We start from the raw sequence: 25,699 nt of genomic DNA, 5'->3' as shown, positions 1-25,699 counted from the left end.
CCTCCGGCGCGGCCGAACGGTCCGGGATATCGGTCGAGCGGAACGTCGCACAGCGTCGTCCCACCCCATCCGCGGCAACCCAGCGGAACCTCGCACAGCGTCGTTCCGCCCCGTCCAGGTGAGCCGATGCGCGGTTCGCCGCAGTCGAGCGGAACCTCGCACGGTGCCGCGCCGCCGCACGGAACACCGCAGTCGAGCGGGAATTCGCACGGTGCGGTTTCGCCGTATCCGGGCACCTCGGCACCTGCTCCGCCTCAGGCGAGCCCATTGCCGCACGGTTCGCCGCAGTCCAGTGGAACCTCGCACAGCGTCGTTCCGCCTTATGGTGGCGCGCCGCCGCACGGTTCGCCGCAGTCGAGTGGAACCTCGCATGGAGTCGTTCCGCCGCATGGTTCGCCGCAGGCGAGTGGGAGTTCGCACCGTGCGGTTCCGCCGTATCCGGGCACCTCGGGACCTGTTCCGCCTCACGCGAGCGTGCCGCCGCACGGTTCGCCGCAATCGAGCGGAACCTCGCACAGTCTCGTTCCGCCCTATTCGGGCACGTCGGCACCCCTTCCGCGTCGTCCCGGTGAGCCTGTGCACGGTTCGCCGCAGTCCAGTGGAACGTCCCACAGTGTCGTCCCGCCTCATGGGGGCACGTCGTCGCAGGGTTCGCCGCAGTCGAGCGGGAATTCGCACGGTGTGGTTCCGCCGTATTCGGGTCCATCGGGATCCGTTCCGCCTCGGCCGGGCCCGCTACCGCACGGAGGGCCGCAGTCCAGTGGAACGTCCCACAGTGTCGTTCCGCCGCGTCCGCAGGGGCATGGTTCGCCGCAGGCGAGTGGGGCGTCGCACGGTGTCGTTCCGGGTGCGCCCGTTGACGGTTCACCGCAGGCGGGTGCTGCGTCGCCTGGCGTCCAGGGAGCGCCGCGGGCGCGCCATTCCGGCGGTACCGCGCACGGCTCGCGGCGACCGGATGTTCCGCACGGCGGACCCGAATCCGCGTCGGGGCGGGTCGGCGGCGGGCAGGGTGCGGAGGCGGCCGAGGAGCGGTCGGGTTCGACTGCCGGGCAACCGGATTCCGGGGCGCGGGAGACGCCGAACCGGAAGCGTCCGGTTCGGCCCATCACGATCGCGCTGCCCGATGCCAGGGTCCGGCGCGTTCGTCCGCCGGGTGCGGCCCCGTCCGCCGGGGGGCCGTCGGAGCCGCGGCCTCCGCCGTAGTGGTCCGCTGTCCATGTCGCGCCGGACAATCCGGAAATCCTCGGGCAACCGATGAGCACGCGACTGCTGCTATGGTTTCGATGTTTTCCGTGGTCGGGCGTTGCTCGAGCGCGCGTTCTTATGCTGTACGCCTGTTCATCGGTGGGTCCCGATGACGGCGGGAAGTGGAGCAGACAATGCTGGCCAGCGGTGACGTTTTCGCCGGCTATGTCATCGACCGGCAATTGGGCCGCGGTGGCATGGGTTCGGTGTATCTGGCGAAGCATCCGCGCCTGCCGCGGATGACTGCGCTCAAGTTGTTGAACAGGGAGATGTTCTTCGACAAGGAGGTGCGGGCGCGGTTCGAACGGGAGGCGGATCTGGTAGCCCGGCTCGATCACCCGAATATCGTCACGGTCTACGACCGCGGCCTCGATGACGAGCAGTTGTGGATCTCGATGCAGTACGTCGACGGAATCGACGCCGCGTCGGTCGATCCCGCGACGCTGCCGCCCGAACGGGCCGTGCAGATCATCAAGGAGACCGCCGACGCGCTCGACTACGCGCACGGCATGGGTGTGCTGCACCGCGACGTGAAACCGGCCAATATCCTGCTCGCCCGCTCCGGCAGCGGCCGCGGCGAGCGCGTCTACCTGACCGATTTCGGTATCGCGCGCCTGCGTGACGACACCGGTCATCTGACGCAGACCGGGACGTTCACCGCCACCCTGGCCTACGCGTCCCCCGAACAGCTCACCGGCGCGTCGCTGGATCACCGTTCGGATCAGTATTCGCTGGCGTGCACGTTGTTCTGGCTGTTCACCGGCAGCGGCCCGTTCGCCGCGACCAATCCGGCCCAGGTGATCCAGGGCCACCTCCAGACACCGCCGCCGGCGCTGAGCAATACGCGCCCCGGCCTGCCCTACGCGCTCGATCTCGTGCTGGCGCGGGCGATGGCCAAACGGCCGGAGGAGCGCTTCGCCTCCTGTTCGGAATTCGCGGCGGCCGCGCTCGTCGCGCTGTCCAATCAGAGTGCGCCCGCCCTGCCGATCACGGGGATGCCGGTCACGGGTCCCCCGATTCCGTTGACCGGCCCGCGTCCCGGCACCGGCCCGCAGCATCCGCTGACGGGCTCGCCCTATCCGCTGACCAAGGGTCCGGCCCCGATCAACAGCGGCGCACAGCCGCTGACCGGTGCGACGATGGCGAATACGGCGCCGCCGTACACCTCGATGCCCAATGCGCAGATACCGCAGCCCGGTCCGACCGCGCAGCATCCGAATCCGACGGGCGCGTACAACAATCAGCAGACCTACGGCTATTCGCAGCAACCGCCGCGTCCGCCGATGGGCGGCGGCGGACAGTTCCCCGCTTCGCATCAGCCGCCGCGCAAATCCAATACCGGCCTGATCATCGGAATCGGTGTGGCGGCGGTGGTGCTGCTCGTCGTCGTCATCGGCATCGTCGGTGTGGTCGCGGGCGGTGGTTCCGATACGCCGACCACCACGACGGTGGCGCGCCCTTCGTCGTCATCGACGACCTCGCCGAGCAGCAGCGGCACCGTGACCGCCGATTCGGAGTCGATCAGCAAGGAATTCCCACGCATGGTGCCCGCGTCCAAATCGGGCGACACCGGCTACAACGGCGCGACCTGCGGTTCCTACAGCGCGAGCTCGCCGTCGACGCCGACCTCGGGCACCCCGGATTTCGGTGACTGGGTCTACCAGTGGGATTGCTTCGGCGGCGGTGACAACGACGATCCGTTCTTCACCTTCTACATCTACGATTCCGCCGCGGACGCCCAGGCGGCGGTGAACAACCTGCCGGGCGACAAGGTGAAATCCACCGATACCAACGGTGGGAAGACCTACACCAACTACAAATTCGAGAACAGCGGTCCGAAGATGGTCACCGTCTTCACCGGCGACAAGGACCGGAACCAGATCCTGATGTACACCGACGGAATCGTCGGCACCATCGACGAGGTGCTGCGCTGGTGGCGTTCGGCTCCGCTGAACTGATCCAGGGCGCAGTCCGCCCCCGAATACGCGGAGGCCGACCGGACGGGTCACGTCCGGTCGGCCTTTTCGCTGTCGACGCCGGTTACCGGTCCTGTCGGGGCGGCGAGGAGGTCAGAGCAGGTTTTCCAGGGCCGAACGCAGTTCCGGCGCCTCGGGGGTGGTGCGGGGGCGGAAACGGCCTGCCACCGCGCCCGAGCGGTCGATCAGGAACTTCTCGAAGTTCCACTGGATATCGCCGGTCTCGCCCTCGGTATCGGGGCTCTGCACCAGTTCCTGGTACAGCGGGTGGCGTTCGTCGCCGTTGACATCGGTCTTCTCCAGGAGCGGGAAGTCGACGCCGTAGGTGGTCGAACAGAATTCCTGGATCTCCTCGGCGCTGCCGGGTTCCTGGCCCATGAACTGGTTACACGGCACGCCGACCACACTGAAACCCTTGGGTCCGTAGGTCTGCTGCAACTCGACCAGCCCCGAATACTGGGGGGTCAGACCGCATTTCGAGGCCACATTGACCAGCAGCACCACCTTGTCGCCGACCAGCTCGGCCAGGGTGGCCTGCTCGCCGGACAGGGTGCGCAGCGGAATTGTTCGAATGCTCACTTGTCTCCACCTGCCAATTCCGGATCCTCGTGATCCGAGAATCAACGTACCGGACGCCGGTTTCGCGGGGCGCCGCCCAGCGAGCGCCGCGGGCCGATGGCCACGGGATTCCGGGCAAACCCTGATGGCGCGCGGACGGCTCGCCAGACAGACTGGTGGCATGACTTCGCACGTAGCGGGTACAGATATCGCTGATCCACCGACCGCGACAGATATCGCGGCCAGCGCCATTTCGGTTACCAAGATCTATGGAACAGGAGATACGCAGGTCACAGCCTTGGATCAGGTGTCTGCGGATTTCGCGCGTGGAGAGTTCACCGCGATCATGGGTCCGTCCGGCTCCGGTAAGTCCACGCTGATGCACTGCCTGGCGGGTCTGGACAGCGCGACCTCGGGCGCGGTGCGCATCGGCGACACCGAGTTGACGAACCTGTCCGACAAGCAGATGACGCGTCTGCGTCGTGACCGCATCGGATTCGTCTTCCAGGCCTTCAACCTCGTCCCGACTCTGACCGCGCTCGAGAACATCACTCTTCCGCTCGACATCGCGGGCCGCAAGGCCGATCAGGAGTGGCTCGACACGGTGCTGGGCAGGCTCGGGCTCACCGATCGGCTCGGCCACCGTCCCAGTGAGCTGTCCGGCGGTCAGCAGCAGCGGGTGGCGTGCGCGCGCGCTCTCGCGGGCAAACCCGAGATCATCTTCGGCGACGAGCCGACGGGCAATCTGGACTCCCGCGCCTCCGAAGAAGTGCTCTCCATCCTGCGGGCGGCGGTGAACGAATTCGGTCAGACGGTCGTGATCGTCACCCACGAACCGCACGCCGCATCCTTCGCCGACCGGGTGGTATTCCTGGCCGACGGCCGGATCGTGTCCGAATTGCGCGATCCCACCGCCGAGTCGGTGCTGGACCGGATGAAATCGCTGGAGCAGGCCTGATGGCGGCATCGCCCGGCGCGCCGAGCAAGGACGGTCGGCCGCGCGGCAACCCGATGCGCAAGGTGGCTCTCCGCAACCTCGCGGCGCACAAGGTCCGGTTGGCGCTGACCCTGCTGTCGGTGGTGCTCGGCACCGCGTTCATCGCGGGTTCGTTCGTCTTCACCGATACCCTGCAACGCACCTTCGACGGAATCTTCGAGGACGAGGCGAAGGGCGTCGATGTCCGGGTGAGTCCGGAGAACCAGCAGTCCTTCGGTGTGCCGATCGCCGTGGTCGATCAGATCAGCCGCACCGAGGGGGTGCGCGCGGTCGCGCCGAACGTCAACGGACCGCTGGTCCTGTTGAACCTGGAGAACAAGCCGGTGCAGACCGGCGGCGCTCCGAGCTGGGGCGAGTCCTACGTTCCGCCGGAGCGCGCGGTCGCCGAGCCGAAGAAATTCGTCGAAGGCGCTCCGCCCACGGCGACGGGGCAGGTCGCGATCAACAGCGGCGGCGCCGAACGCGCGGGCCTGAAGGTCGGCGATACGGCCAAGGTGCTGATTCCCTCGCGCAGCACCCAGCAGAGTCCGACCATCGATGTCACGATCTCCGGCATCTACACCGTCGCCTCCGATACCGGCGGGTTCATCGGTCTGCTTTTCGACGGCACCCAGGCCCGTCAGCTGTTCACCGACGGATATCACGTGGCCTACGTCGACATCGCGGCGTCGTCCGGTGTCGCCGGTGACGATCTGCGCGACCGGATCGCCGAGGAACTACCCGGTTTCAAGGTGCAGAACGGTGAACAGGTGCGGGCCGACCTGAAATCCCAGGTGTCGGAAGCGCTCAATTTCATCAATTACTTCCTGCTCGCCTTCGGCGCGATCGCGCTGATCGTCGGCACCTTCATCATCTACAACACCTTCTCGATGATCGTGGCCCAGCGCCTGCGCGAGCTCGCCCTGCTGCGCGCGGTCGGCGCGAGCAGACGCCAGGTCGGCAATACCGTGATCTCCGAGGCGCTGGTGATCGGATTCATCGGGAGCGCGATAGGTTTGGCGGCCGGTGTCGGTCTGGCCTTCGGACTCTCGGCCCTGTTGAACGCCTTCGATCTCGGGCTGCCGACGGGTTCCATGACGGTGCTGCCACGCACCATCGTCGTCGGCCTCGTCGTCGGCCTGCTGGTGACGGTGATCAGTGCCTACGCCCCCGCGCGTCGGGCCGCGAAGATCCCGCCGGTCGAGGCCATGCGCGAGGAATTCGCGTCGGCGGGCGATTCGCTGCGGGTGCGGACCGTGGTCGGGGCGGTGCTCGGCGTCATCGGCGTCGTGCTGGTGGCGCTCGGCGCGCAATCCACCGGCGGCAATGCCGCGGCGACCGTCGGGGTGGGCGCGCTCGCGCTGATATTCGCGGTGCTGCTGGCATCGCCCGCGCTGTCGCGGCCGGTGGTCGGCACGCTCGGGTTGCTGGTGCGTCCGTTCGGTCCGATCGGCCGGATGGCGCGCAACAACGCCGTGCGCAATCCCCGCCGCACCGCCGCCACGGCCTTCGCGCTGACCCTCGGGCTGATGCTGGTCTCGGCGATCGGCATCCTCGGCGCCTCGGCGAAATCCAGTGTCGGGGTGCTGGTCGACAAGGGCGTCGCCGCCGATTACGTGCTCGCGGGTCCGCAGCAATCCCAGCTGCTCGGTCTCCCGCTCGGGGTGCCGGACGCGGTGAAACAGGCGGTTCCCGAGGTCGCGCAGGCGGTCGGTCTCCGGGGCGCGGCCGTGCAGGTCGGTGACGACCAGTTGGCAGGCGTCTCGCCGGACGGACCGCTGGAGGGTGTGCTGAACTACGACATCCTGCGCGGCACCGGAACCCTCGGTGACAACGACATCCTCGTCGACGACACCGAGGCGGCCGACCGGAACTGGAAGGTCGGACAGACCGTCGAACTGACCACGCTGGACAAGAACCAGAAGGTCCCGGTGACGATCGCGGGCGTCTACAAGAAGACGCCGCTGCTCGGTGCGATGGTGTTGTCGCCCGGGGTGTTCCAGAAGGTGACACCGGTCGCCTTCCAGAACAATTTCTTCGTGCTGGTGAAGGCGAAGCCGGGAACCGACCTGACCGCCATGCGGACCGATCTGGCGAAGGCCACCGACCGGTTCGCCGTGGTCCAGGTGCAGGATCGCGAAGAGTTCAAGGGCGCGCAGGGCAGGCAGATCAACACGCTGCTCGCGATCCTCTACGGCCTGCTCGCGCTGGCCGTGGTGATCGCCATCCTCGGCATCATCAACACCCTCGCGCTGTCGGTGGTCGAGCGGCGCAGGGAGATCGGGATGCTGCGCGCGGTCGGCACCACACGAGCCCAGGTCAGACGCAGCATCTACCTGGAATCGATGCTGATCGCGGTCTTCGGCGCCATCGTCGGCGTGCTGCTCGGCATCGGCCTCGGCATCGGATTCCTGCGTACCCTGCGCGATTTCGGCATCGACCAGATCGCCATCCCGTGGAACCAGTTGGTCGCCGTCCTGATCGCGTCGGGGGTGGTGGGTGTGCTCGCCGCCGTCTGGCCCGGCATCCGCGCCGCGAGGACGCCTCCGCTGGCGGCCATCGCGGACCTGTAGGACCGCACGATCCGAGCCCGGTGGGGACGCACTCCGCGTCCCCACCGGGCTCTGTCATGTCCGGGACGGTGCCTACGCTCGGCCCACCGGCCTACGGTCTCGTTCGTTCTCGGAAAGATCGAGGGCTGTATTCCTCTGCGCCGCAGCCGATTCAGCGCATCCGAGGGCGCGTTTCATCGCCGCGGGAGCGCGGGGCTCTCTCGCTGTCTCCTCGGTCACAGTGTGCGGATCGTGTCCATCCGGTGTTGCTAGATTAAACGGAGGGTGTCACTCCGGTTAAGGGGGGTGCTCGTCCGGATGTGATGGGAAGGAGGCCGCGGCAATGGTGGCGGTGGGTCTCGGTGGACCGGGTGTCGGGCTGCGTATGGTGCCCGAAGTCGTCGTCGAACGGATGCGGACGGCGTTGCGTGGACGCGGCGGCGAGGCGATCGGGCAACTGGCGCTGATCACGGTGCTCTATCTCGCCTACAAGATGGGGCGGATGATCACCGCCGACGACAGCGCGCACGCGCTCGACAACGCCCACGAGATCCTCGGCGTCGAACATCGGCTCGGGCTGCCGGGGGAGACCGCGGTGCAGTCGCTGTTCGTCGGTCACGACTGGCTGGCCGTGCCCGCGAATTTCTACTACGCCACCGCGCATTTCACCGTCGCGGTCGGTGTGCTGCTGTGGCTGTGGGTCTTTCGCCCCGAGCACTATCGGTGGACGCGCAATCTCATGGTGGTGCTGACCGGCGCGGCGCTGGTCGTACACGTCCTGATGCCGCTCGCGCCGCCGCGCATGCTGCCGGAATACGGTTTCGTCGACCTGGCCGCCGTGCACGGACAATCGGTCTACGGGCCGGTGGGCGCGGGCGGAATGTCGAATCAGTTCGCCGCCATGCCGTCGCTGCACGTCGGCTGGGCACTGCTGCTCGCCTTCGCCGTGGTGGCCGCGACACGCGGCCGATGGCGGTGGCTGCTGTTGGCGCATCCGGTGCTCACCCTGCTGGTGGTGGTCGGCACCGGCAATCACTACTGGCTCGACGCCGTCGTCGCGATCACCCTGCTCGGCCTGGCCGCGCTGCTGCACCCGGTGGTCGTGCCCGCGTCCGCCACCGCCTGGGGACGGATGGGCGCGGTTCAGCCGAAGTAGCGGGTCCGCCATTCCGGCGCGGGTTCGCCCTTGTCGTCGCGCGGGGGATTCGGACCGAATTCGGCGCAGTAGTCACCGGCGAGCCGGTCGACGACGGCGGCCGCGTCCAGTGCCGATCGCCACCTCGCGGGCACCGCCGCGACGCCGTAGCGAGCGCCGAGGATATTTCCGCACACGGCCGCCGTCGAATCGCTGTCGCCGGAATGATTCACGGCGAGCAGGATTCCGGTGCGCACGATCCGCTCGGGCGAGCCGCCCGCCGCCGCGGCGGTCAGCGCCGTGTAGACGCCGATCGCCAGCGCCTCCGGGCCGATCCAGCCGCGTCCGAGCGATTCGACCTCGTCGGCGCCTGGCACCCGTCCGCCCGCTTCGCCCGCGAGCCGAACGGCGGTGGCGAGCGCCTTCTCGGTCTCCTCGTGCCCCGTGTGGCGGGTGAGTTCCGCGCGGGCCAGCCCGACGGCCTTGTCGAGTTCCGCGCCCCGGCACAGGGCGTACACGATGGCCGCGAGCACGCCGGCGGGTAACCAGCCACCGGGATTGCCGTGCGTGAGCGCCGCGGCGTCGCAACCCAATTCGAAGACGAACTCGAGTGAGGAGCCCGAGGTGTCGGCGGCGTACCCGAAGCCGCACGGCGCCGCGCGGACCAGCGCCGCGCACCCCTTGGAATCGTTGATCGGGCGCTCGCGGGTGCCGAGCGGCAGACCGGGTTGCCCGCGCTCGGCCGCCTTGCGCAACGCGGTGACGCTGGCATTGCTGGTGCCGCGATGGCTCATGAGCTCCGGATATCCGGTGAGCGAGCTGTACGGACGATCCGCGCGTGCGGTCGATTCGGTCGTGGAAAGGCCCTGTCCTCGAAGCCATTCCAGGAAACCAGCCTGCATGAATCCGAGCGTGGCCCCGCCCTTGCCGTGTGCCCTGGCCCGGATCGAGCCCTTGATCAGCGCCTCCACCGTGAACAGCGTGAGCTGGGTTTCCTCGGAGATCTCCAGGACGGCCGCATCCCCGGTCACGCCGCGTGGGCCGTAGCGCTGGCGGATGTGGTGCAGCAACATGTTCTCCACCGGTGCGCCGAGCGCGTCGCCCACCGCGCCGCCGAACAGGCAGCCGCGCACGATGTCCTCGCGGCTCGGCCGCACCGGCTCGGCACGCATCGTCGGATCGGGTACGGCACGGGGGCCACGACGTGGCGGCTCGGATCGGGCAGGTGCGAGAACCGTCGCCCGGGTGCGCAACGCGCGCGCCGCCGCCGCGGCGAATTCGGCACAGGACGGGAACCGATCCGCCGAATCCTTGGCCATCGCCCTGGCCACCACCTCGCCCAATTCGGCGGGCAGGTCGGGCCGTGCCGCGCACAGCGACGGCGGCGGGGACTGGACGTGGCCGAACACGACGGCGGCGATATTGGGGGCGTCGAACGGGCCCGCGCCGGTGAGCAGCCGGAACAGCGTGCAGGCCAGCGAATACTGATCCGACCGGTGGCCGAGGTCGCCCTGGGTCAGCTGTTCGGGCGAGGCGTAGGCCAGTGTCGCGGTGAGCGTTCCGGTGCGGGTGAGTCCGGCCGAACCGTCGAGCAGTTTGGCGATGCCGAAATCGGTGAGCAGCACCCGTTCCTCGAAGCCGGTCGACGCGCCCGCGGATTTCGACAGCAGGATATTCGCGGGTTTCACATCCCGGTGCAGCACTCCCGATTTGTGCGCGTAGTCGAGCGCGCCCGCGATCTGGACGGTGATCTGCACGGCGCGATTCGCGGACATGGCCGTCGCCGGAACCGACGCGCTGTCGACACCGTCCACGTACTGCATGGAGATCCACAGCTGGTCGTCCTCGATGCCGCGATCGAAGACGGTGACGATATTCGGGTGGTCCAGGCGTGCCACGGTCTCGGCCTCGCGGGCGAAGCGCACGCGGGTGTCCTCGTCCTCGAACATGCCCCGGTGCAGCAGTTTCAGCGCCGTCAGCTTCGGCAGGCGCGGATGTCGCGCCGCGTAGACCGCGCCCATGCCGCCGCGCCCGAGTTCGCGTTCGATCACATACCCGGCGAATACGTCACCACGGCGCAGCATGCGTGCCCCCATCCCAGCAAAGACCTTGGCAGCCTATCGAACCCGTCGGTCCGGCACGGGCACGGTACTCCGACCCGGCGCTACCGGGTATTGCGTTCGGCCCAGGAACGGATGTCACCGCGGTCGAGCGCGGTGGCGAGCAGATCGGGGAATCGGTCGGGGGTGCACGCGAACGCGGGGATGTCCAGGCCCGCCAGCGCCGCGGCGTTCTCGTGATCGTAGGCGGGAGCGCCGTCGTCGGACAGCGCGAGCAGCACCACCACCGTGACTCCCGCCTCCTTCATCGCGTGGACGCGGCGGATCATCTCGTGGCGGATTCCGCCTTCGTAGAGATCGGAGACGAGCACGAAAAGGGTGTCGGCGGGCCGGGTGATCAGCGATTGGCTGTAGGCGATGGCGCGATTGATATCGGTGCCGCCGCCCAGTTGGGTGCCGAACAGCACGTCGACCGGATCGGCCAGCGATTCGGTCAGATCGACGACCTCGGTGTCGAAGACCACCAGCGAGGTCTTCAGCGCTCGCATCGAGGCCAGGACCGCGCCGAAGACCGAGGCGTAGACGACACTGGCCGCCATCGAACCGGATTGGTCGATCGCCAGCACCACATCCCGGCGCACGGCCTGGGCCTTGCGCCCGTAGCCGATCAGCCGTTCCGGGACCACGGTGCGATATTCGGGTAGATAGTGCGCGAGATTCTTGCGAATGGTGCGGTCCCAGTCGATATCGCGCGGGCGCGGTCTGGCGACGCGGGCGGCGCGATCGATCGCGCCCGACACCGCGGCCCTGGTATGCGCGGCGATGCGCAGCTCGATCTCGCGCACCACCCGTTCGACGACGACCCGGGCGGTCGCCTTGGTGGTCTCCGGCATCACCTTGTTGAGGCTGAGCAGGGTGCCGACCAGGTGGATATCGGGTTCCACCGCTTCCAGCAACTCCGGTTCCAGCAGCAATTGCGTCAGATTCAGCCGCTCGACGGCGTCGCGTTGCATCACCTCGACCACCGTGGACGGGAAGTAGGTGCGGATATCGCCCAGCCAGCGCGCGACCTTCGGCGCCGAGCCGCCGAGCCCCGCCGAGCGCTTACCCGTCGCGGCGTCCTCACCCGAGTCGTAGAGCCCGCCCATGGCGCGATCCATGGCGGCGTCGGCGCCCGAACCGAGTCCGCCGAGTTCCGGTTCGGCCGCGCCGCCGAGGACCAATCGCCAACGCCTGTTCTGTGTTTCGTCGGTCATGAGTTCACTCCGAGTATCTCCGCGACGGTGCGCATGGCGAGCAGCCCGCGCGCCGAGTCGATGTCGGCGACGGCGGTACCGGGGCCGGGTCCGGCGTCACGCACGGCCCGGCCGATGGCGCGGCGCTCCCCGGATTCGAAGGCGCCGAAGGTGCGGCGCAACAGCGGAAGCGTTTCGACGAACTGGTCTTCGGCCAGACTCTCCAGCCACCCGTCGACGAGACGCAACAACTCCCTGTCGTGGACGAGCAGCAGTCCGCGTCCACCGAGGAAGCCGTCGATCCAGGCCGCCTTGGCCGCGGGGGTGTTGCCGATCGACAGCGCCGCCGACAGCCGCCGAGCCGCCTGCGCCTCGTCGATGACACCGGCATCGCTCAGCAATCGCACGGCACGCCCGACGAGCGCGCCGTGCACATCGGCGCGTTCGGCGAGTTTCTCCAGCGCGGTCAGCCACTGCGCCGTCGACCACGGGTCGTCGCGAGTGTGGACCGCGGTGTGCGCCGCGTCGATCAGCGCGCGCACCTGCTCGGCCGCGTCGGTGTCGAGTCCGGTGACCGCGCCGGGCAATCCGGCGCAGATCCGTACCAGCAGGCCGTCGGCGACATGGCCGAGCGCCTTGGTGTCGGTGCCGCGCACATCGCCGTAGCGCAGGGTCTTGGTCAGGCCGGGCAGCGCCGCGAGCAGATGCGTGACGTCGTGATCGAGTGCCGCGACCGATTCCAGGCGGGTGATGAGCCCTTCGGTGGCATCGCCGAGATCGGCGAGCAGGGCCAGGTCGAGCGCGTCGGTGAGATCGGCCAACGTGACCTGCGTGCTCTGCGCGGTGTCGAGGATCTTCGCCTGCGCGGCGATGCGCAGCGTCGGACCCCAGCGCGAGGCCTCGATGACCGCGACGGCGAATTCGGGTCGCCACTTCAGTCGCCAGCTCTCCCGGAAGGTGCCGGTATTGCGCACTTCTCCGGTGATAGGTGTGCCCCAGTCGATGCCGAGCAGACGCAGCCGATGCAGCAGCCGGGAACGTTCGAGTTCCCTGTCCTTGCGTAGATCGAGGTCGAGCGTCTTGGGCGTCGGCTCCTGTTTCAGGCGCAGTGTCCGCATCGCGGCGCGCAGATCGGCGTCGAGTGGCACCGTCGGCACACCCTCCGGCACCGCGCCGAGCGCCTCGCCGACCACGAGTTCGGCGACCACGACCCGCACCATGGTCTCGTCACCCCCGCACAGCACCGAACGAACCGCCTCGGTCACCTCCGACAGACCGGCCAGCTGCCGGGTCCGCAGGGTGGCGAGGGTGTCGGCGAGCCGCACCGCCTCGATGACGTGCGCGCTGGAGACCGGCAGATCGTGGGCCCGCAGCACCCCGGCGACCTTGGTCAGCCAGCGCGCGATCGGCTGTTCGGTTTCGGTGAACAGGTGGTGATACCAGCCGGGTGAGGTGATGCCCGCGCCGTAGCCCGACGCCGTCGACAGTCGCGAATGCGTCCACGGCACCCACGTCACGGTGGCTTTCACCTTGGGCATCCCTTTGAGCAGCCGCATATCGGGGGCGGCGGGGCCGAGCTGACCGGTCAGCGCGGGCGCGTGCCAGGCTCCGCAGACCACGGCCAGACGGCGAGCGCCGGCCTTGAGCGCCTTGCGCATGGTCTGGCGCATGAACGCCTCGCGGCGCAGGGTGTGCGCGTCGACCACCGCCGAAACCGGCGAATCGCGCAGCGCGGCCATGGCTTCGGTGATGGCGTCGAAAGCGGTGGCGTCGGCGCTGGATTCGACGACCGCGTCCCACCAGCGTTCGGCGTCGTCGTAACCCGCCGCGGCCGCCAATTCGGCCAGCGGGTCACCACTTTCGCCGCCCTCGTCGGACGCGGCGAGCGCGTTCGCGGCGGGCAGATCGCAGAAGCGAACGGGCACGGCGAATTCGGCGGCGTAGCGCAGTGCCTGCCATTCGGGGGAGAACGAGGCATAGGGCCAGAAGGCCGCACGCGCCGGAGTCGCGGGCACGTAGGCGAGCAGGGCGACCGGCGGTCGCATCCCGTCCGCCGCGACGAAACCGACCAGCGGATCCGCGTCGGCCGGGCCCTCGATCAGAATCGTGTCGGGGGCGAACTCCTCCAGAGCCAGACGTAACGAGCGCGCCGAACCGGGTCCGTGATGCCGGATGCCGAAAACCCTGGTGACGGCATCATCCCGTGCCGCGTCGGCCGGGGTGGTCACGAGATCACCGGGGGCCGGTGCGCGAACGCGTCGGCTGTTCGTGCGTGCGAGACCCGTTCACCCGGTGATCTCCCGGCAGGCCCGGTAGAAATCGGACCACTCGGGCCGTTCGCGGACCACGGCCTCGAGATATTCGGTCCACACGACCCGGTCGGCGACCGGATCCTTGATGACGGAACCGAGTACGGCACCGGCGATATCGTCGGCCCGCAGGGTGCCGTCGCCGAAATGCGCGGACAGCGCGATGCCGTTGGTGATCACCGAGATGGCCTCGGCCGTCGACAGCGTCCCCGAGGGCGATTTGAGTTTGGTGCGGCCGTCGGCGGTGATGCCGGAGCGCAGTTCCCGGAAGACCCGAACCACCCGTCGCACTTCCTCGGCCGCGGCGGGAATCCGCGGCAATTCCAGTGCCACACCCAGCTGTTCGACCCGGCGCACCACGATGGCGACCTCGTCGTCCTCGTCATCCGGCAGCGGCAATACCACCGTGTTGAACCGGCGGCGCAGCGCCGAGGACAGTTCGTTGACGCCACGATCGCGGTCGTTGGCCGTGGCGATGACGTTGAAACCCTTCGCGGCCTGCACCTGCGAGCCGAGTTCCGGCACCGGCAGCGTCTTCTCGGACAGGATCGTGATCAACGCGTCCTGCACATCGGAGGGAATCCGGGTGAGTTCCTCGATGCGGGCGATCGCGCCGGTGCGCATGGCGGTCATCACCGGTGACGGGACCAGCGCCGCGTCGCTCGGCCCCTCCGCCAGCAGTCTGGCGTAGTTCCAGCCGTAGCGGATCGCCTCCTCGGCGGTCCCCGAAGTGCCCTGCACGAGCAGCGTCGACGACCCGCTGATCGCGGCCGAGAGATGTTCGGAAACCCAGGTTTTGGCGGTGCCCGGCACGCCGAGCAGCAGCAGCGCGCGGTCGGTCGCCAGAGTCGCGACGGCCACTTCGACCAATCGGCGCGGCCCGACGTATTTGGGCGTGATCACCGTGCCGTCGGCGGAGGTGCCGCCGAGCAGGTAGGTGACGACCGCCCACGGCGAGAGCCGCCACGAGGGTGGGCGCGGCCGGTCGTCGCCGACGGCGAGGGCGCGTAGTTCCTCGGCGTAGGCCTGTTCGGCGTGCGGGCGCAGCAGGCCGGGGGCAGGGTCGATGGTCGTCACTGCAACTCCTCGAGCATCTTCGAGCGGTGGGTGAGATCGTCGGCGAGCAGATCGAAGGCCCGCACCCAGGTGGGATCGTCGCAGCGCCGCGCGAGGGCGCCGACCGCGGGCGCGGCCGTGACCGGGAAATGGACCGAGGCCGTGGTGAGCAGCGAGCGATGCGCGGCCGGGCTCGCGCCGTGCGTGCCCGCGTGCTGCGCCGCGATCCTGGCGCGATCGGCGAGCAACAGCATCAGGTGGTTGGCGACGGCATCGGGCCACGGGTGTCCCATGGCGGGCAGCAGCGCCTCGATCTCGGACAACCACGAACCGTCGAGCCGCAGCAGATGACGTGTCCTGTCCTCGACCGGCAGCAGAGCGAACAACTCGCGCCGCCGCAGCAGTGCGGCGTCCGACGGCACTCCCGCCTCGAACAGTGCCTTGGCCCAGCGTGAGTCACCCTGGGCCAGGGCCGCGTCCACCCAGCCGTCGAACAGCGGTTGTCGGAACCGGTCGTCCACGCCGATCCCGGCCCATCGCTCGGGGCCGAGTTCGGCGGTGTCGGGCCGGCCGTCGGCGTTTCCGCTCTGCCAGAATCGCAGCGGTGTGGCTGCGACCAGCTGGCGCAACCGTCCCGCCACCACATCGGGCCCGCCGTTCCAGCGGTAGGTGAATTCGACGCCACGGTCGACGATGCCGTCGCGCTGGGCGGCCGTGTCGATGGCCTCGGGCAGGTCGACGACGAGGTGGGGTGTACCGGATGTGGTCGGGCGCAACCACGCGGCCGCGCGCGCGCTCATCCGCCGCGCGAACGCGGAATCCGGAAGCCGGGTCAGCAGGCCCGCGGCCGTGCGGCGCACATCGGCGCGGCGGTCGTCCAACGCCGATTCCAACAGGTCCTCGTCGGCCGGGGAGATCGCCGGTTCCAACGTGGCCAGGAGTTCGGCGCGCAGCGGCCCCGATTCCTTCGGCCACACCTCGATCAGCGCGCCGCGCGCCGCCGCCGGATCCTCGACCCGCAACCGCGCCAGCCAATTCCTGCGGGCCTGCGGACCGCCGAAACGCCAGGTGTCCTCATCGAGTTCGGTATCGATATCGGGCCACGACAAAGTGCGCCACTGCGGATGCCGTGCCGCGAGCCACTGTCCGCGACGGCCGGCCAACCGCAGCAGCGCGGTCCGCCACGGCGAACTACCCGAAGCGTGTTCGAGCAGCAGCGCGCACAGTGCGTCCGGCGCGCGGTAGTCGTACGGTTCGGCGGCGTCGAACCACTCGGGCAGGAAATTCGATGTGCCGCGCAGCATCTCCGCCAAGCGCACTGCCGCCGCCTGCGGCAGTCGCGGCCTCGGATCGTCGAGCGCGGGTGCCGGGATGTCGCCGGATTCGGCAGGCACCCCGCCCCGCTCGTAGGCATCGCGCAACGCCGCCGATTCCAGCAGTAGCAGCGCAGGATCCGTCCGAAGCCGCACGGCCGCAGCGGCGACCGGCGGTGCGAGCCGGGCCGGATCCGGGCTGCGTCGGGCGGTGCCGAGCAGTGCGACGGAAGTCGGATCGGCCCCGCTCCCGGCCGCCGCCGCGCCGGAATTCGTTCCGCGAGGCGCCGCGCGTTCCCCCGCGACGTCGAGTACCTCACCCGCGACCAGCGCCGAGACCGGAACGAGCCCTTCCTGCGTCCACTCGGCGGCGAGCGTCACGGGATGACCTCCCGATATCCCGAGCAACCGCCACGGCTGTTCCGAGGGGGCCAACGGGAGTGCCGCGCCCTCGGAATCGACCACCCGCCAACCGCTGTCGTCCACCACCGGCGTCACCTCGGGCAGCAGGACCGGCCACGACCGCAACCAGGGGTCGGCGCCCAGTGCCCGCGCGTGCGCTTCCAGCGCGGCGGCGATCGTGCCGCTCGTCCCGGGCAGGGTGGTGAAAGGTTCGTCGGTGCCGTGACGTTCGCCCCAGAGCGCGCGTAACGGTGCGGCGGCGGGGTAGTAGTGCAGGTGCGCGTCGGCCATGGCGCCGAGCGCGGGGACGTCGTTCGGGAAACCGGGCGATCCGAAGCAGTGATCGACCAGTAGCGCCCAGCGGTGGGTGTTCCTGCCGTAGAGCCAGGTCCTGCGGGTGTAGAGCCGCTCCTCCTCGGTGGTCCGACTGCCGAGCACCATCCACCGGTCACGCAGCGGCGCTTCGGCGCGCACGGATTCGGCGGACGTCGGATAGCCGATGTGGGTGCGGATACTCGCGCCCAGTGCGTCGGGCAGTTCGTCGAGACGGCGGTGCGCGGCGATCAGCAGGTGCAGGCGCGCGTATTCGCGCAGCACGATCCGCGGCCAGTCCGCGCGGGTGGCGACGGTGGTCGGGAGTTGACGCAGCACGGCCGCCACCGCGGGCGCCTGGGCGTCGACCATGCGGGCCGCGACGGCCTCGAACGCGCGGTAGGAGCGATCGGTCTGGGCCAGGCCGGTGCGGACCTGATCGCCGAGCCAGATGTCGAGGTCGTCCAGCCCGGCCGTGACCCGCGCGCGCCGCTGCCTCGCGGTGGCGGGATTCGGCACTCGGATCGCGGTGTCGCGGTCGGGTTCTCGCGCTCGTTTCGCTCTCGACGCGATCCATTCGGCCGCGAAATCGGCGACCGTGTCCGTGTCGGGCACCGCACCGGCGGACCAGCGCAACATCAGCGACAGCGCGTGTTTGCACGGAAATTTCCGGCTCGGGCAGGAACACCGATACGCGGGTCCGCTCAGATCGACGACGGTCAGGTACGGCGGCGCCCCGCCGCCGTGCCACATCCCCCACAGTGCCGTATCGCGGTGCCCCGCCTCGTGCCAGCGCGCCCCGAGCGCACGCGCGGCCGACAGCGCGTTCGCATCCGGCGCGAGTGCGCCGACCTGCGCTTCGGTCCACGGTGCTGTCATCGGGCGGCTCTCGATCGGCGGCGGTTCACGGTGTTCCCCCCAAGGTTGCGTCGACCGGATTTGTACCGCAGGCCACCGACAGACCGGCCGTCGCCCCCGCCGGTCCGCGCGGAACCCACTGTGTCGGCATCGGATTCGCTCACCTTCTCGAATCGTTCCTGCGGTTGCGCTACCGTCTCGATACTGTCATTCTGTTCTGTTCGGCTCCGTCCGAGCCACCCGATCGGGTGACACACATCGAGCTGCCCGTCGGGGTTGGCGAGGGGTGGACATCGAGGGCGGCCGTGCGCCTTCGATGGCCATATCCATCCCCGCGGGCAGATTCGGACCATCCTTCGGACCGCCCATTCCGGGACAGGACTGTATTCGGCACCGCCCGGTGGGCGAATCCTGGCGCATCGGGTAGCGTTTCGCTGAGCTTTCGACAGAGGACACCGGGTGCGAGGCGGGTGGGCAGGCCGCGGTTCGGTGGTGAAGGGGTTTGACGTATGCGCGTGAATCCCGCGGCCGATCCGGCCACGGAGGTATCGCCGCGCCTGCCCGAAGTGGTGGCCCGGCGCTTGTCCGAAGATCCCACCGTCACCTCGGACGTCGCGGAGACGGTGCTGTGGTCGCTCGGTTCCCTCGGCCATCGTGAGGCGCACGGGCAGGCCGGAGAATTCGACGCCGCGGGAGTCTTCCTGCGCGCCATCCGGGTCCGCGGATTCCGCGGGATCGGCCCCGAGACCACCTTGCACGTGCCGCCCGGTCCCGGACTCACCCTGGTCGTCGGCCGCAACGGCAGCGGCAAATCGAGTTTCGCCGAAGCCGCCGAACTGGCGCTGACCGGCGGTAATCGCCGCTGGGACGGCCGCTCGGCGGCGTGGCGCGAGGGATGGCGCAACCTGCACGAAGGCGAGTCGGCCCGTATCGAACTCGACCTGCTCACCGAGGGCGACGACCCCGAACTCACCGTCGTCAAGGAGTGGGCTCCGGACGCGGACCTGACCCAGGCGGTGTGGACCGAGCGCGGCACCGGCGTCACCGAGAACGATTCGGCCCCCTTCGATGTCACCCGCTGGTCGAGTGTGCTCGACCTGTACCGCCCGTTCCTGTCCTACAGCGAACTCGGCGCGCTGGTCGACGGCAAACCCAGCGACCTGTTCGACGCGCTGCACCAACTGCTCGGCCTCGACGAATTGACCAGGGCCCAGGAGCGGATTCGCGCCCGCCGCCTGGAACTGGAACGCGCCGCCCGTGATTCACGCCAGGAACGGCTGGATCTGCTCGGTGCGTTGGAGCAGGTCGCCGACGACCGCGCGGTGCGGATGGCGCGACTGCTGCGTCCGCTGCAACCCGATCTGAACGCGGTGAGCCGCCATATCTTCGGCACGGTCGACGACACCATCGGCCCGGACGGATTGCGCGCCATCGTCCGGCTCACCCTGCCGACCAGCGCCCAGGTCGACGCGGTGGCCGCCCGCATCGAGGAATGCGGCGCCGAGGTCGCGCTCGGGTCGACCACCGACGCCGAGGCCGATCTGCGAGTGCTCGACCTGCTGCGCCGGGCTCGCGAACACGCGGGTGTGGTCGGCGATTGCGCCTGCCCGGTCTGCGGTCGCGGCACTCTCGACAGCGAATGGGCCGAGGCGGCCGATGCCTCGATCGCCCAGCTCACCGCCCGCGTGGACGCGCTGACCACGGCGCGCGACCAGTTGAACCGCGCCGTGCGCACCGCCCGTGGGCTCCCCGATCACGTCCCGCAGGAACTGGATTTCGACCCGAGCAATCCGCCGACCGTCGACACCGGCGCGGTGCGACGGGCTTGGGCGGACTGGGCGGCGCTGACCGGCGCGGAATACACCCCCGATCTGGCGGATCGGTTGCGCGGCGCGCACACCCGCCTGGTCGACGAACTGGAATTGCTCCAGCAGGGCACCCGCAAGGAACTCGATCGTCTCGACGAGGTCTGGGCGCCGCTGGTGCCGCGCCTGGCGACCTGGCTCGACAACGCCCGCGAGGTCGCGTTGCGCGCGAACGAACTGCGCACCGTCAAACGCGCCGAGGACTGGCTCAAATCCGCGACCGCGGGTCTGCGCGGTGAGCGGATGGCGCCGCTGGAGACCACCGCGCGCTGGATCTGGCGGACCCTGCGTCAGCAGAGCAATGTCGAACTCGGCGCGATCCGCCTACAGGGCAATGCCGGAACCGCGCGCCGGGTACTGCTCGACGTCACCGTGGACGAGGTGGACGGTGCCGCCCTCGGCGTGATGAGCCAGGGCGAGTTGCACGCGCTGGGCCTTTCGCTGTTCCTGCCGCGCGCGACGGTCGAGGACAGCCCGTTCCGCTTCGTGATGATCGACGACCCGGTGCAGGCCATGGACCCCGCCAAGGTCGACGGCCTGGCCATGGTGCTCGCGACGGTCGCCAGGCACCGCCAGGTCATCGTGTTCACCCACGACGAGCGGTTGGCCGAGGCGGTGCGGCGCATGCAACTCGACGCCTGCGTTCTCGAAGTGCAGCGCCGAGAACGGTCGGTCGTGGAGGTGCGGACCTCGAGCGACCCGGTCCGCCGCTACCTCGCCGATGCCCGTTCACTCGTGCGCACCCCGCAATTGCCGCGCGCCATCGCCGACGAACTGGTCGCCACCTGCTGCCGGTCCGCCGTGGAGGCGGCCAGTCAGTCCCGCGCGCGCCGCGACCTGCTCGCCACCGGAATGCACCACCGCGAGGTGGAACGCCATGTCGAGGAGGCGTTCACCACCCGCGCGATGGTGGCGCTGGCCGTCATGGGTGTCGGCTACAACGTGGACAACCTCAACAAATTCCTGGCCCGCGACGAAAAATGGCTGGTGAGCGTCCTGCGTGATGTGACGGCGGGCGCGCACGTCCCGATCGGGCGCAGCATGCGCGAATTGATCAGCGACACCGAACGTTTCCTCGCCTGGCTGGTGCGGTGAGCGTGACGCGCCCGCCGGACCGCCGTGCCCCGGATGTCCTGCCCGGCCGGACGATCCGGTGACCGCCCCGCGCCGGTCCCGGGGGCGTCGACCACCGCACCGCGCCGAGCGACCACGCGCGCCCCGGCCGACGGTGGTCGAGCGTTTCGAGGTCGTCGACCGACTGCTCGACGGCGAGGTCACCGACGCGGGCGGCGTCTGGTCGCGCGCCACCGCCTGGATCCTGCGCCTGGCCCTGGAGCAGTCGGTGGACGAACTGTGGGCGCGACTCGCCCCCGACCTGCTGCGCTGCCCCATGCGCGCCCAGTTGCTCGCCCTGCGCAGCTACGCGGGCCCCGACACCGCCGCCCAGGTCGCGACGGTCTGGGCCGCGCTCTCCCGCGCCGCCCACCACCACGACTACGAACTCGCGCCCGGCGTCACGGAGTTACGCCGCTGGCGCGACCAGACCGCGGCGATAGCGGTCGTCCTGTCGAAGGTCGAAAGCCGCTGACCCTCGCACGGTCGACTGCCGTAGTGGCTGCCCACTTGGACGCTTCGGCCGATCCATGCCTATCGGCTCATATCCGCGACCGGATTCGGTGAGGGATCGGGGCGGGACGAGAATCGATGGATGACGCAGTCGCAGCAGTGTCCGTGCCGCCGGGGTGAGCCGTTCGAGCAATGCTGTGGGCCGGTGCTCGCGGGAGTGCGGGGTGCGCCGACGGCGGAGGCGCTGATGCGGTCGCGGTATACCGCGTTCGCGGTCGGGGACGGGGAGTATCTGCGTCGGTCGTGGCATTCCTCGCGGCGTCCCCCGGTGGTGGAGATCGATGACGATCAGCGGTGGATGTTCCTGGAGATCGTGCGGGTCGAGCGCGGTGGGCCCTTCGACGACAGCGGGGTGGTGGAATTCGTGGCGCACTACCGCGCGGACGGGGTGCGCGGGTCGTTGCACGAGGTCAGCAGGTTCGCCCGGGAGGACGGGGCGTGGGTGTACGTCGACGGCGTGATCGAGCCGTGAACGGTACCGTCGTCGCATGGCGCGTATCGCGATCGAGTACTGCACCCAGTGTCGCTGGTTGTTGCGGGCGAGTTGGATGGCTCAGGAGTTGCTGAGCACCTTCGGCACCGATCTGGGCGAGGTCGCGCTGATACCCGGCACCGGCGGTGTCTTCCGGATCACGGTCGACGGCGATCAGGTGTGGGAGCGCAAAGCCGACGGCGGATTCCCGGATATCTCGGTGCTCAAGCAGCGCGTGCGCGACCGTGTCGCGCCCGAGCGCGATCTGGGGCACGTCGATCGACGCGACAGCGAGCACACCGGCTGAGACCGGCTCCGACGCGTACGGGACCCGCCGTACCGTCGTCGCAGACCGATCCGCACGCGGGTATGGGTCGCCGATGTGGCGAAATCACCGTGAATCATCGATGGTGATCCGAGTCACAGAAATGAACGCGCTCGATCTCGCGCGTGATTCAGGCGCAGCAACCGCCGCCGCAGCACCCGCCACCCGACGGACCGGGCGCGGGAGCGGCCGCGGGCATACCGCCGCCACCCCGGCTGACCGTGGCGAATGTGGTCAGCAGTTTCACGGTGTCGTCGTGTCCGTTCGGGCAGACGGCGGGATCGGACGATTGCGCCATGGGGCGGTTCACCTCGAAGGTGTCACCGCAACCACGGCACCGAAAGGCATAGCTCGGCATCCGGCCAGCGTATCGCGTCGGAGTCGAAAACCGCGTCCTCCTGCCGATCCACGAACAGAGACGTACTCTCGATTGAAAGATCAGGTAGTACCGACCCGCTGGTAGCAATCGTCCAGCGCACCGGCGGGCCGGGGCAGGAGGTGCGGGAAGATGAGCGAGCACAGTGAGCGGAGCCCGGGCCGAGCCGCAACGCCGACGGTGACGCACGACGACTACGCGCCGGTCGCGCGCACCGAGTACGGCCCCGTTCGGGGGTTTCTCGACGGACCGGTCGCCGTCTGGCGCAGCATCCCCTACGGCGCGCCCGTCACCGGAACCGGGCGGTTCCGTCCGCCCTCGCCGCCACAGAGCTGGGACGGCGTCCGTGACTGTTCGACGTTCGGCAATATCGCCCCGCAAACGATGGGCACCATGGTGCCGGTCGACTCGGATCTGCGGATGGGCGAGGACTGCCTGTGGCTGAACGTGTGGGCCCCGCGCGGCCTGCTGACCGAGGACGGTGAACCGCGACCGGTCATGGTCTGGCTGCACGGCGGCGCCTACTGCCTCGGTACCGCCGCGCAGGCGGTCTACGACGGGCGCAAACTCGCCGAGATCGGTGACGTCGTGGTGGTAGGGGTCAACTATCGGATCGGCGCGCTCGGATTCCTCGATCTGTCCTCGCTGTTCCACGGTTTCGTGCCCAACCTCGGGCTGCACGATCAGATCGCGGCGCTGGAATGGGTGCGCGACAATATCGCCGCCTTCGGCGGTGATCCCGGCAATGTGACGCTGTTCGGCGAATCCTCCGGCGGCGGCTGCGTGACCGCGCTGTTGACCTCCCCGCGCGCGGCCGGGCTCTTCCATCGGGCGATCGCCCAGAGTCCGCCCGCCACCACGGTTTTCGGTCAGGAGCGGGCCGCGGGCGTGGCACGGCGGTTCATGGAGATACTCGAACTGCCCTCCTCGCGCGCGCTCGAACTGAGCGATATGCCGATCGATCGAATCGTGCAGGCGGCGGGTGTGCTGCTCGACGAGGTGCCGCTGCGGGAGCCGGGCAGACTGGCGGCGGCGCCCGTCGTCGACGGTGACCTGCTGCCGACCTATCCGGTCGACCGGTTCCAGGCGGGCCGCTCCCACCGGGTGCCGCTCATCATCGGCACGAACAAGGACGAGTCGTCGCTGTTCCGGGTGTTCCGTTCGCCGATCATGCCGGTGACGCCCGAAGCGGTGAACCTGATGCTGGAGGACGTGGCCGCGGGCCATCCGGAGTGGTCGGCCGAGCGGATCGCCGAGATCACCTCCGCCTACCCGGATCTGGCGAAGACCAGGGGCGCGCTGGCCATGTCGACCGACGCGGCTTTCCGCATGCCGGCGCACTGGGTGGCCGACGGCCACGCCGCGCATTCGCCGACCTGGGCCTATCGCTTCGACCACGCGACGCCGATGCTGCGCGCGGCCCGCGTCGGCGCGGGCCACGCGACCGAATTGCCCTATGTGTTCGGCAATTTCGGCACACTCAACCACGATCCGACATTCTGGCTCGGCGGACGCAAGGCGGCCACCGAGGTCTCCGGCCGGATGATGCGCCGCTGGCTGGCCTTCGCGACCCACGGTGTGCCCGCCGCGCTCGACGGTTCCAAGCACTGGCCGCCGTATCGCCGGGCCGACCGGGCCACCCTGTTGATCGACGCGGTGGACCGCGTCGTCGGCAATCCGGACGCCGACCTGCACACCGCCTGGGGTGAGCAGGCCGTCGGTTTCAGCTGATCAGACCGAGGACGGCTGTTTCGCGTGCGCCGCGCGACCCAGCCGGACCGGCATGTGTTCGTAGCCGTGCAGGGTGAACAGCCGACGGCGTCGCGGTGTGCCGTCCAGCGCCAGATCGGGGAACCGCTCGAACAGCGCGCGCAGCGCGTACACCCCCTCCATCCTGGCGAGGCTGGCGCCGAGGCAGACGTGGATGCCGTTGCTGAAGGACAGGTGCTCCTTGGCGTTCGCGCGCGTGACGTCGAAACGGTCCGGATCGGCGAACACCTTCGGGTCGCGATTGGCCCCGGCGAGTGAGAGCACGACGGTGTGACCCCGCCGGAGTTGTACGCCGTCGAGTTCGAGGTCTTCGAGCGCGGTCCGCGCCGTGGTCTGGACCGGTGAATCGATGCGGAGTACCTCTTCCACGGCATTGGGCCACAGGTCGGGTTCGTCGCGCAATCGGGCGAGCTGGTCGGGGTTGGCGAGCAATTGGACGACGCCGTTGCCGATGAGATTGACGGTGGTCTCGAATCCAGCGCCCATCAGCAGACTCGCGGTGGCCTTGAGCGCGTAGTCGTCGAGTTCGCCCGCGCTGACCAGCGTGCTCATGATGTCGTCGCCGGGGGTGCGGCGCAGCCGTGCGATATGCGCGTCGAGGTATTCGTTCATCACCTCCATGGATTCCAGGGCGCGGCGGTGCGTGCGCCAGGAGATGCCCACATCGAGCAGCGGTGTCATCCGATCGCCCCAGCCGAGGAACAGATCGCGATCCTCATCGGGGAAGCCGAGCATTTCGGAGATGATCGCGATCGGCACCTGGGCGGCGAACGCGGCGACGAGATCGGCCGAACCGTCCGACGGCAGCGCGTCGAGCAATTCCTCGGTCACCGTCTCGACCCGTTCGCGGAGTTTGGCGATGGCCCTCGGCGTGAACGCGGACGCGACCGGTTTGCGCATGGCCGTGTGCTGGGGCGGATCGATGACGAGCATCGACGGCGGTTCCACCGGATTGGGCGGCAGCGGTGACCGTTGCGCGAGCATCCGCAACGGTTTCGGGACGTCGAAACTCTCCGGTGTGCGCACCCCGAACCGGCTGTCGCGCAGGATCGCTCGGCTCAGTTCGTGGTCGAAGACCGCCCAGGACAGGCTGGTGCGAAGCAGTCGGTCCCGCCCGCGGAGTTCTTCGATGAGCGGGTACGGATCGTCGATGCCGCCGGGCCCGCCCATGAGGACGGCGAACGGGTCGCCGCGACGCGCTTGCGTGCGCAGTACGAAGCGCGGCGCGCCCTGTTGAGACAGCCAACGGAACCAATATTGCGGCTTCATGTACCACCG

General features: G+C 69.3%; 17 protein-coding genes. 9 read left to right on the top strand and 8 right to left on the bottom strand.

Annotated elements, in window-relative coordinates:
- The first annotated feature begins 1,379 nt into the window (after positions 1-1,379).
- Positions 1,380-3,203: a serine/threonine-protein kinase gene (locus JZ792_RS07475; RefSeq protein ID WP_216908210.1), complete on the top strand. Its 1,824-nt coding sequence runs from the start codon at positions 1,380-1,382 to the stop codon at positions 3,201-3,203.
- Positions 3,204-3,314: 111 nt separating this feature from the next.
- Here the strand turns inward: JZ792_RS07475 and JZ792_RS07470 are convergent, their stop codons facing one another.
- Entirely contained in the window at positions 3,315-3,800 is a 486-nt protein-coding gene (locus tag JZ792_RS07470; protein WP_308165187.1) for a glutathione peroxidase, read from the bottom strand.
- Positions 3,801-3,960: 160 nt separating this feature from the next.
- Here JZ792_RS07470 and JZ792_RS07465 point away from each other — a divergent pair, with 160 nt between their 5' ends.
- The 3 genes from JZ792_RS07465 to JZ792_RS07455 all read left to right on the top strand — a co-directional run bounded on the left by JZ792_RS07465 (position 3,961) and on the right by JZ792_RS07455 (position 8,463).
- Positions 3,961-4,737, top strand: coding sequence for an ABC transporter ATP-binding protein (locus tag JZ792_RS07465; RefSeq protein WP_216908162.1), 777 nt, complete (start codon positions 3,961-3,963; stop codon positions 4,735-4,737).
- A complete protein-coding gene (locus JZ792_RS07460; protein ID WP_254189435.1) occupies positions 4,737-7,328 on the top strand; it encodes an ABC transporter permease in 2,592 nt (863 codons plus the stop codon). Before JZ792_RS07465 ends, JZ792_RS07460 begins: the two co-directional genes overlap by 1 nt.
- Positions 7,329-7,650: 322 nt before the next feature.
- Positions 7,651-8,463: a phosphatase PAP2 family protein gene (locus JZ792_RS07455; protein ID WP_254189434.1), complete on the top strand. Its 813-nt coding sequence runs from the start codon at positions 7,651-7,653 to the stop codon at positions 8,461-8,463.
- Here the strand turns inward: JZ792_RS07455 and JZ792_RS42905 are convergent.
- The 5 genes from JZ792_RS42905 to JZ792_RS07430 all read right to left on the bottom strand — a co-directional run bounded on the left by JZ792_RS42905 (position 8,451) and on the right by JZ792_RS07430 (position 18,008).
- Entirely contained in the window at positions 8,451-10,538 is a 2,088-nt protein-coding gene (locus tag JZ792_RS42905; protein WP_216908160.1) for an ADP-ribosylglycohydrolase family protein, read from the bottom strand. The genes JZ792_RS07455 and JZ792_RS42905 overlap by 13 nt on opposite strands.
- 68 nt (positions 10,539-10,606) lie before the next feature.
- Positions 10,607-11,758 carry a VWA domain-containing protein gene (locus JZ792_RS07445; protein WP_216908158.1) on the bottom strand — a complete coding sequence of 384 codons (1,152 nt, stop codon included), beginning with the start codon at positions 11,756-11,758 and terminating at the stop codon, positions 10,607-10,609.
- On the bottom strand, positions 11,755-13,965 hold the full coding sequence (locus tag JZ792_RS07440) for a DUF5682 family protein (protein WP_216908156.1): 2,211 nt from the start codon (positions 13,963-13,965) through the stop codon (positions 11,755-11,757). The genes JZ792_RS07445 and JZ792_RS07440 overlap by 4 nt, the downstream gene beginning before the upstream one ends.
- Before the next feature lie 57 nt (positions 13,966-14,022).
- Positions 14,023-15,123, bottom strand: a complete 1,101-nt coding sequence (locus JZ792_RS07435) for an ATP-binding protein (RefSeq protein ID WP_216908154.1) — start codon at positions 15,121-15,123, stop codon at positions 14,023-14,025.
- A complete protein-coding gene (locus JZ792_RS07430) occupies positions 15,120-18,008 on the bottom strand; it encodes an SWIM zinc finger family protein (RefSeq protein ID WP_216908152.1) in 2,889 nt (962 codons plus the stop codon). The genes JZ792_RS07435 and JZ792_RS07430 overlap by 4 nt, the downstream gene beginning before the upstream one ends.
- A 488-nt stretch (positions 18,009-18,496) precedes the next feature.
- Here JZ792_RS07430 and JZ792_RS07425 point away from each other — a divergent pair, with 488 nt between their 5' ends.
- The 4 genes from JZ792_RS07425 (at position 18,497) to JZ792_RS07410 (ending at position 22,257) form a co-directional block, all read left to right on the top strand.
- On the top strand, positions 18,497-20,947 hold the full coding sequence (locus tag JZ792_RS07425; protein ID WP_216908151.1) for an AAA family ATPase: 2,451 nt from the start codon (positions 18,497-18,499) through the stop codon (positions 20,945-20,947).
- A gap of 58 nt (positions 20,948-21,005) precedes the next feature.
- Positions 21,006-21,440 (top strand): hypothetical protein, encoded by a 435-nt coding sequence (locus JZ792_RS07420; protein WP_308165186.1) that lies wholly within the window; start codon positions 21,006-21,008, stop codon positions 21,438-21,440.
- A gap of 120 nt (positions 21,441-21,560) precedes the next feature.
- Positions 21,561-21,950, top strand: coding sequence for a YchJ family protein (locus tag JZ792_RS07415; RefSeq protein WP_216908149.1), 390 nt, complete (start codon positions 21,561-21,563; stop codon positions 21,948-21,950).
- A gap of 16 nt (positions 21,951-21,966) precedes the next feature.
- Positions 21,967-22,257: an Rdx family protein gene (locus JZ792_RS07410; RefSeq protein ID WP_216908147.1), complete on the top strand. Its 291-nt coding sequence runs from the start codon at positions 21,967-21,969 to the stop codon at positions 22,255-22,257.
- Between the two features lie 148 nt (positions 22,258-22,405).
- Here the strand turns inward: JZ792_RS07410 and JZ792_RS07405 are convergent, their stop codons facing one another.
- Positions 22,406-22,633, bottom strand: a complete 228-nt coding sequence (locus tag JZ792_RS07405) for an FmdB family zinc ribbon protein (protein ID WP_216908145.1) — start codon at positions 22,631-22,633, stop codon at positions 22,406-22,408.
- A 150-nt stretch (positions 22,634-22,783) separates the two neighbouring features.
- Here JZ792_RS07405 and JZ792_RS07400 point away from each other — a divergent pair, with 150 nt between their 5' ends.
- Positions 22,784-24,382 (top strand): carboxylesterase/lipase family protein, encoded by a 1,599-nt coding sequence (locus JZ792_RS07400; protein ID WP_216908143.1) that lies wholly within the window; start codon positions 22,784-22,786, stop codon positions 24,380-24,382.
- Here the strand turns inward: JZ792_RS07400 and JZ792_RS07395 are convergent, their stop codons facing one another.
- Complete coding sequence (locus JZ792_RS07395) at positions 24,383-25,690, bottom strand: cytochrome P450 (protein WP_216908141.1); 1,308 nt, start codon at positions 25,688-25,690, stop codon at positions 24,383-24,385.
- Positions 25,691-25,699: the final 9 nt, after the last annotated feature.

It is taken from the genome of Nocardia noduli, from assembly GCF_019038455.1.
GTDB classification, from domain to species: Bacteria; Actinomycetota; Actinomycetes; order Mycobacteriales; family Mycobacteriaceae; genus Nocardia; species Nocardia noduli.
This window is presented reverse-complemented; position numbering and strand designations above follow the sequence as displayed.

What these genes read in the sequence shown, in the direction of transcription:
- JZ792_RS07475 (WP_216908210.1), top strand. Translation starts at nt 1,380, where the DNA reads ATGCTGGCCAGCGGTGACGTTTTCGCCGGCTATGTCATCGACCGGCAA.
- JZ792_RS07465 (WP_216908162.1), top strand. Translation starts at nt 3,961, where the DNA reads ATGACTTCGCACGTAGCGGGTACAGATATCGCTGATCCACCGACCGCG.
- JZ792_RS07460 (WP_254189435.1), top strand. Translation starts at nt 4,737, where the DNA reads ATGGCGGCATCGCCCGGCGCGCCGAGCAAGGACGGTCGGCCGCGCGGC.
- JZ792_RS07455 (WP_254189434.1), top strand. Translation starts at nt 7,651, where the DNA reads ATGGTGGCGGTGGGTCTCGGTGGACCGGGTGTCGGGCTGCGTATGGTG.
- JZ792_RS42905 (WP_216908160.1), bottom strand. Translation starts at nt 10,538, where the DNA reads ATGGGGGCACGCATGCTGCGCCGTGGTGACGTATTCGCCGGGTATGTG.
- JZ792_RS07445 (WP_216908158.1), bottom strand. Translation starts at nt 11,758, where the DNA reads ATGACCGACGAAACACAGAACAGGCGTTGGCGATTGGTCCTCGGCGGC.
- JZ792_RS07430 (WP_216908152.1), bottom strand. Translation starts at nt 18,008, where the DNA reads ATGACAGCACCGTGGACCGAAGCGCAGGTCGGCGCACTCGCGCCGGAT.
- JZ792_RS07425 (WP_216908151.1), top strand. Translation starts at nt 18,497, where the DNA reads ATGCGCGTGAATCCCGCGGCCGATCCGGCCACGGAGGTATCGCCGCGC.
- JZ792_RS07415 (WP_216908149.1), top strand. Translation starts at nt 21,561, where the DNA reads ATGACGCAGTCGCAGCAGTGTCCGTGCCGCCGGGGTGAGCCGTTCGAG.
- JZ792_RS07410 (WP_216908147.1), top strand. Translation starts at nt 21,967, where the DNA reads ATGGCGCGTATCGCGATCGAGTACTGCACCCAGTGTCGCTGGTTGTTG.
- JZ792_RS07405 (WP_216908145.1), bottom strand. Translation starts at nt 22,633, where the DNA reads ATGCCGAGCTATGCCTTTCGGTGCCGTGGTTGCGGTGACACCTTCGAG.
- JZ792_RS07400 (WP_216908143.1), top strand. Translation starts at nt 22,784, where the DNA reads ATGAGCGAGCACAGTGAGCGGAGCCCGGGCCGAGCCGCAACGCCGACG.
- JZ792_RS07395 (WP_216908141.1), bottom strand. Translation starts at nt 25,690, where the DNA reads ATGAAGCCGCAATATTGGTTCCGTTGGCTGTCTCAACAGGGCGCGCCG.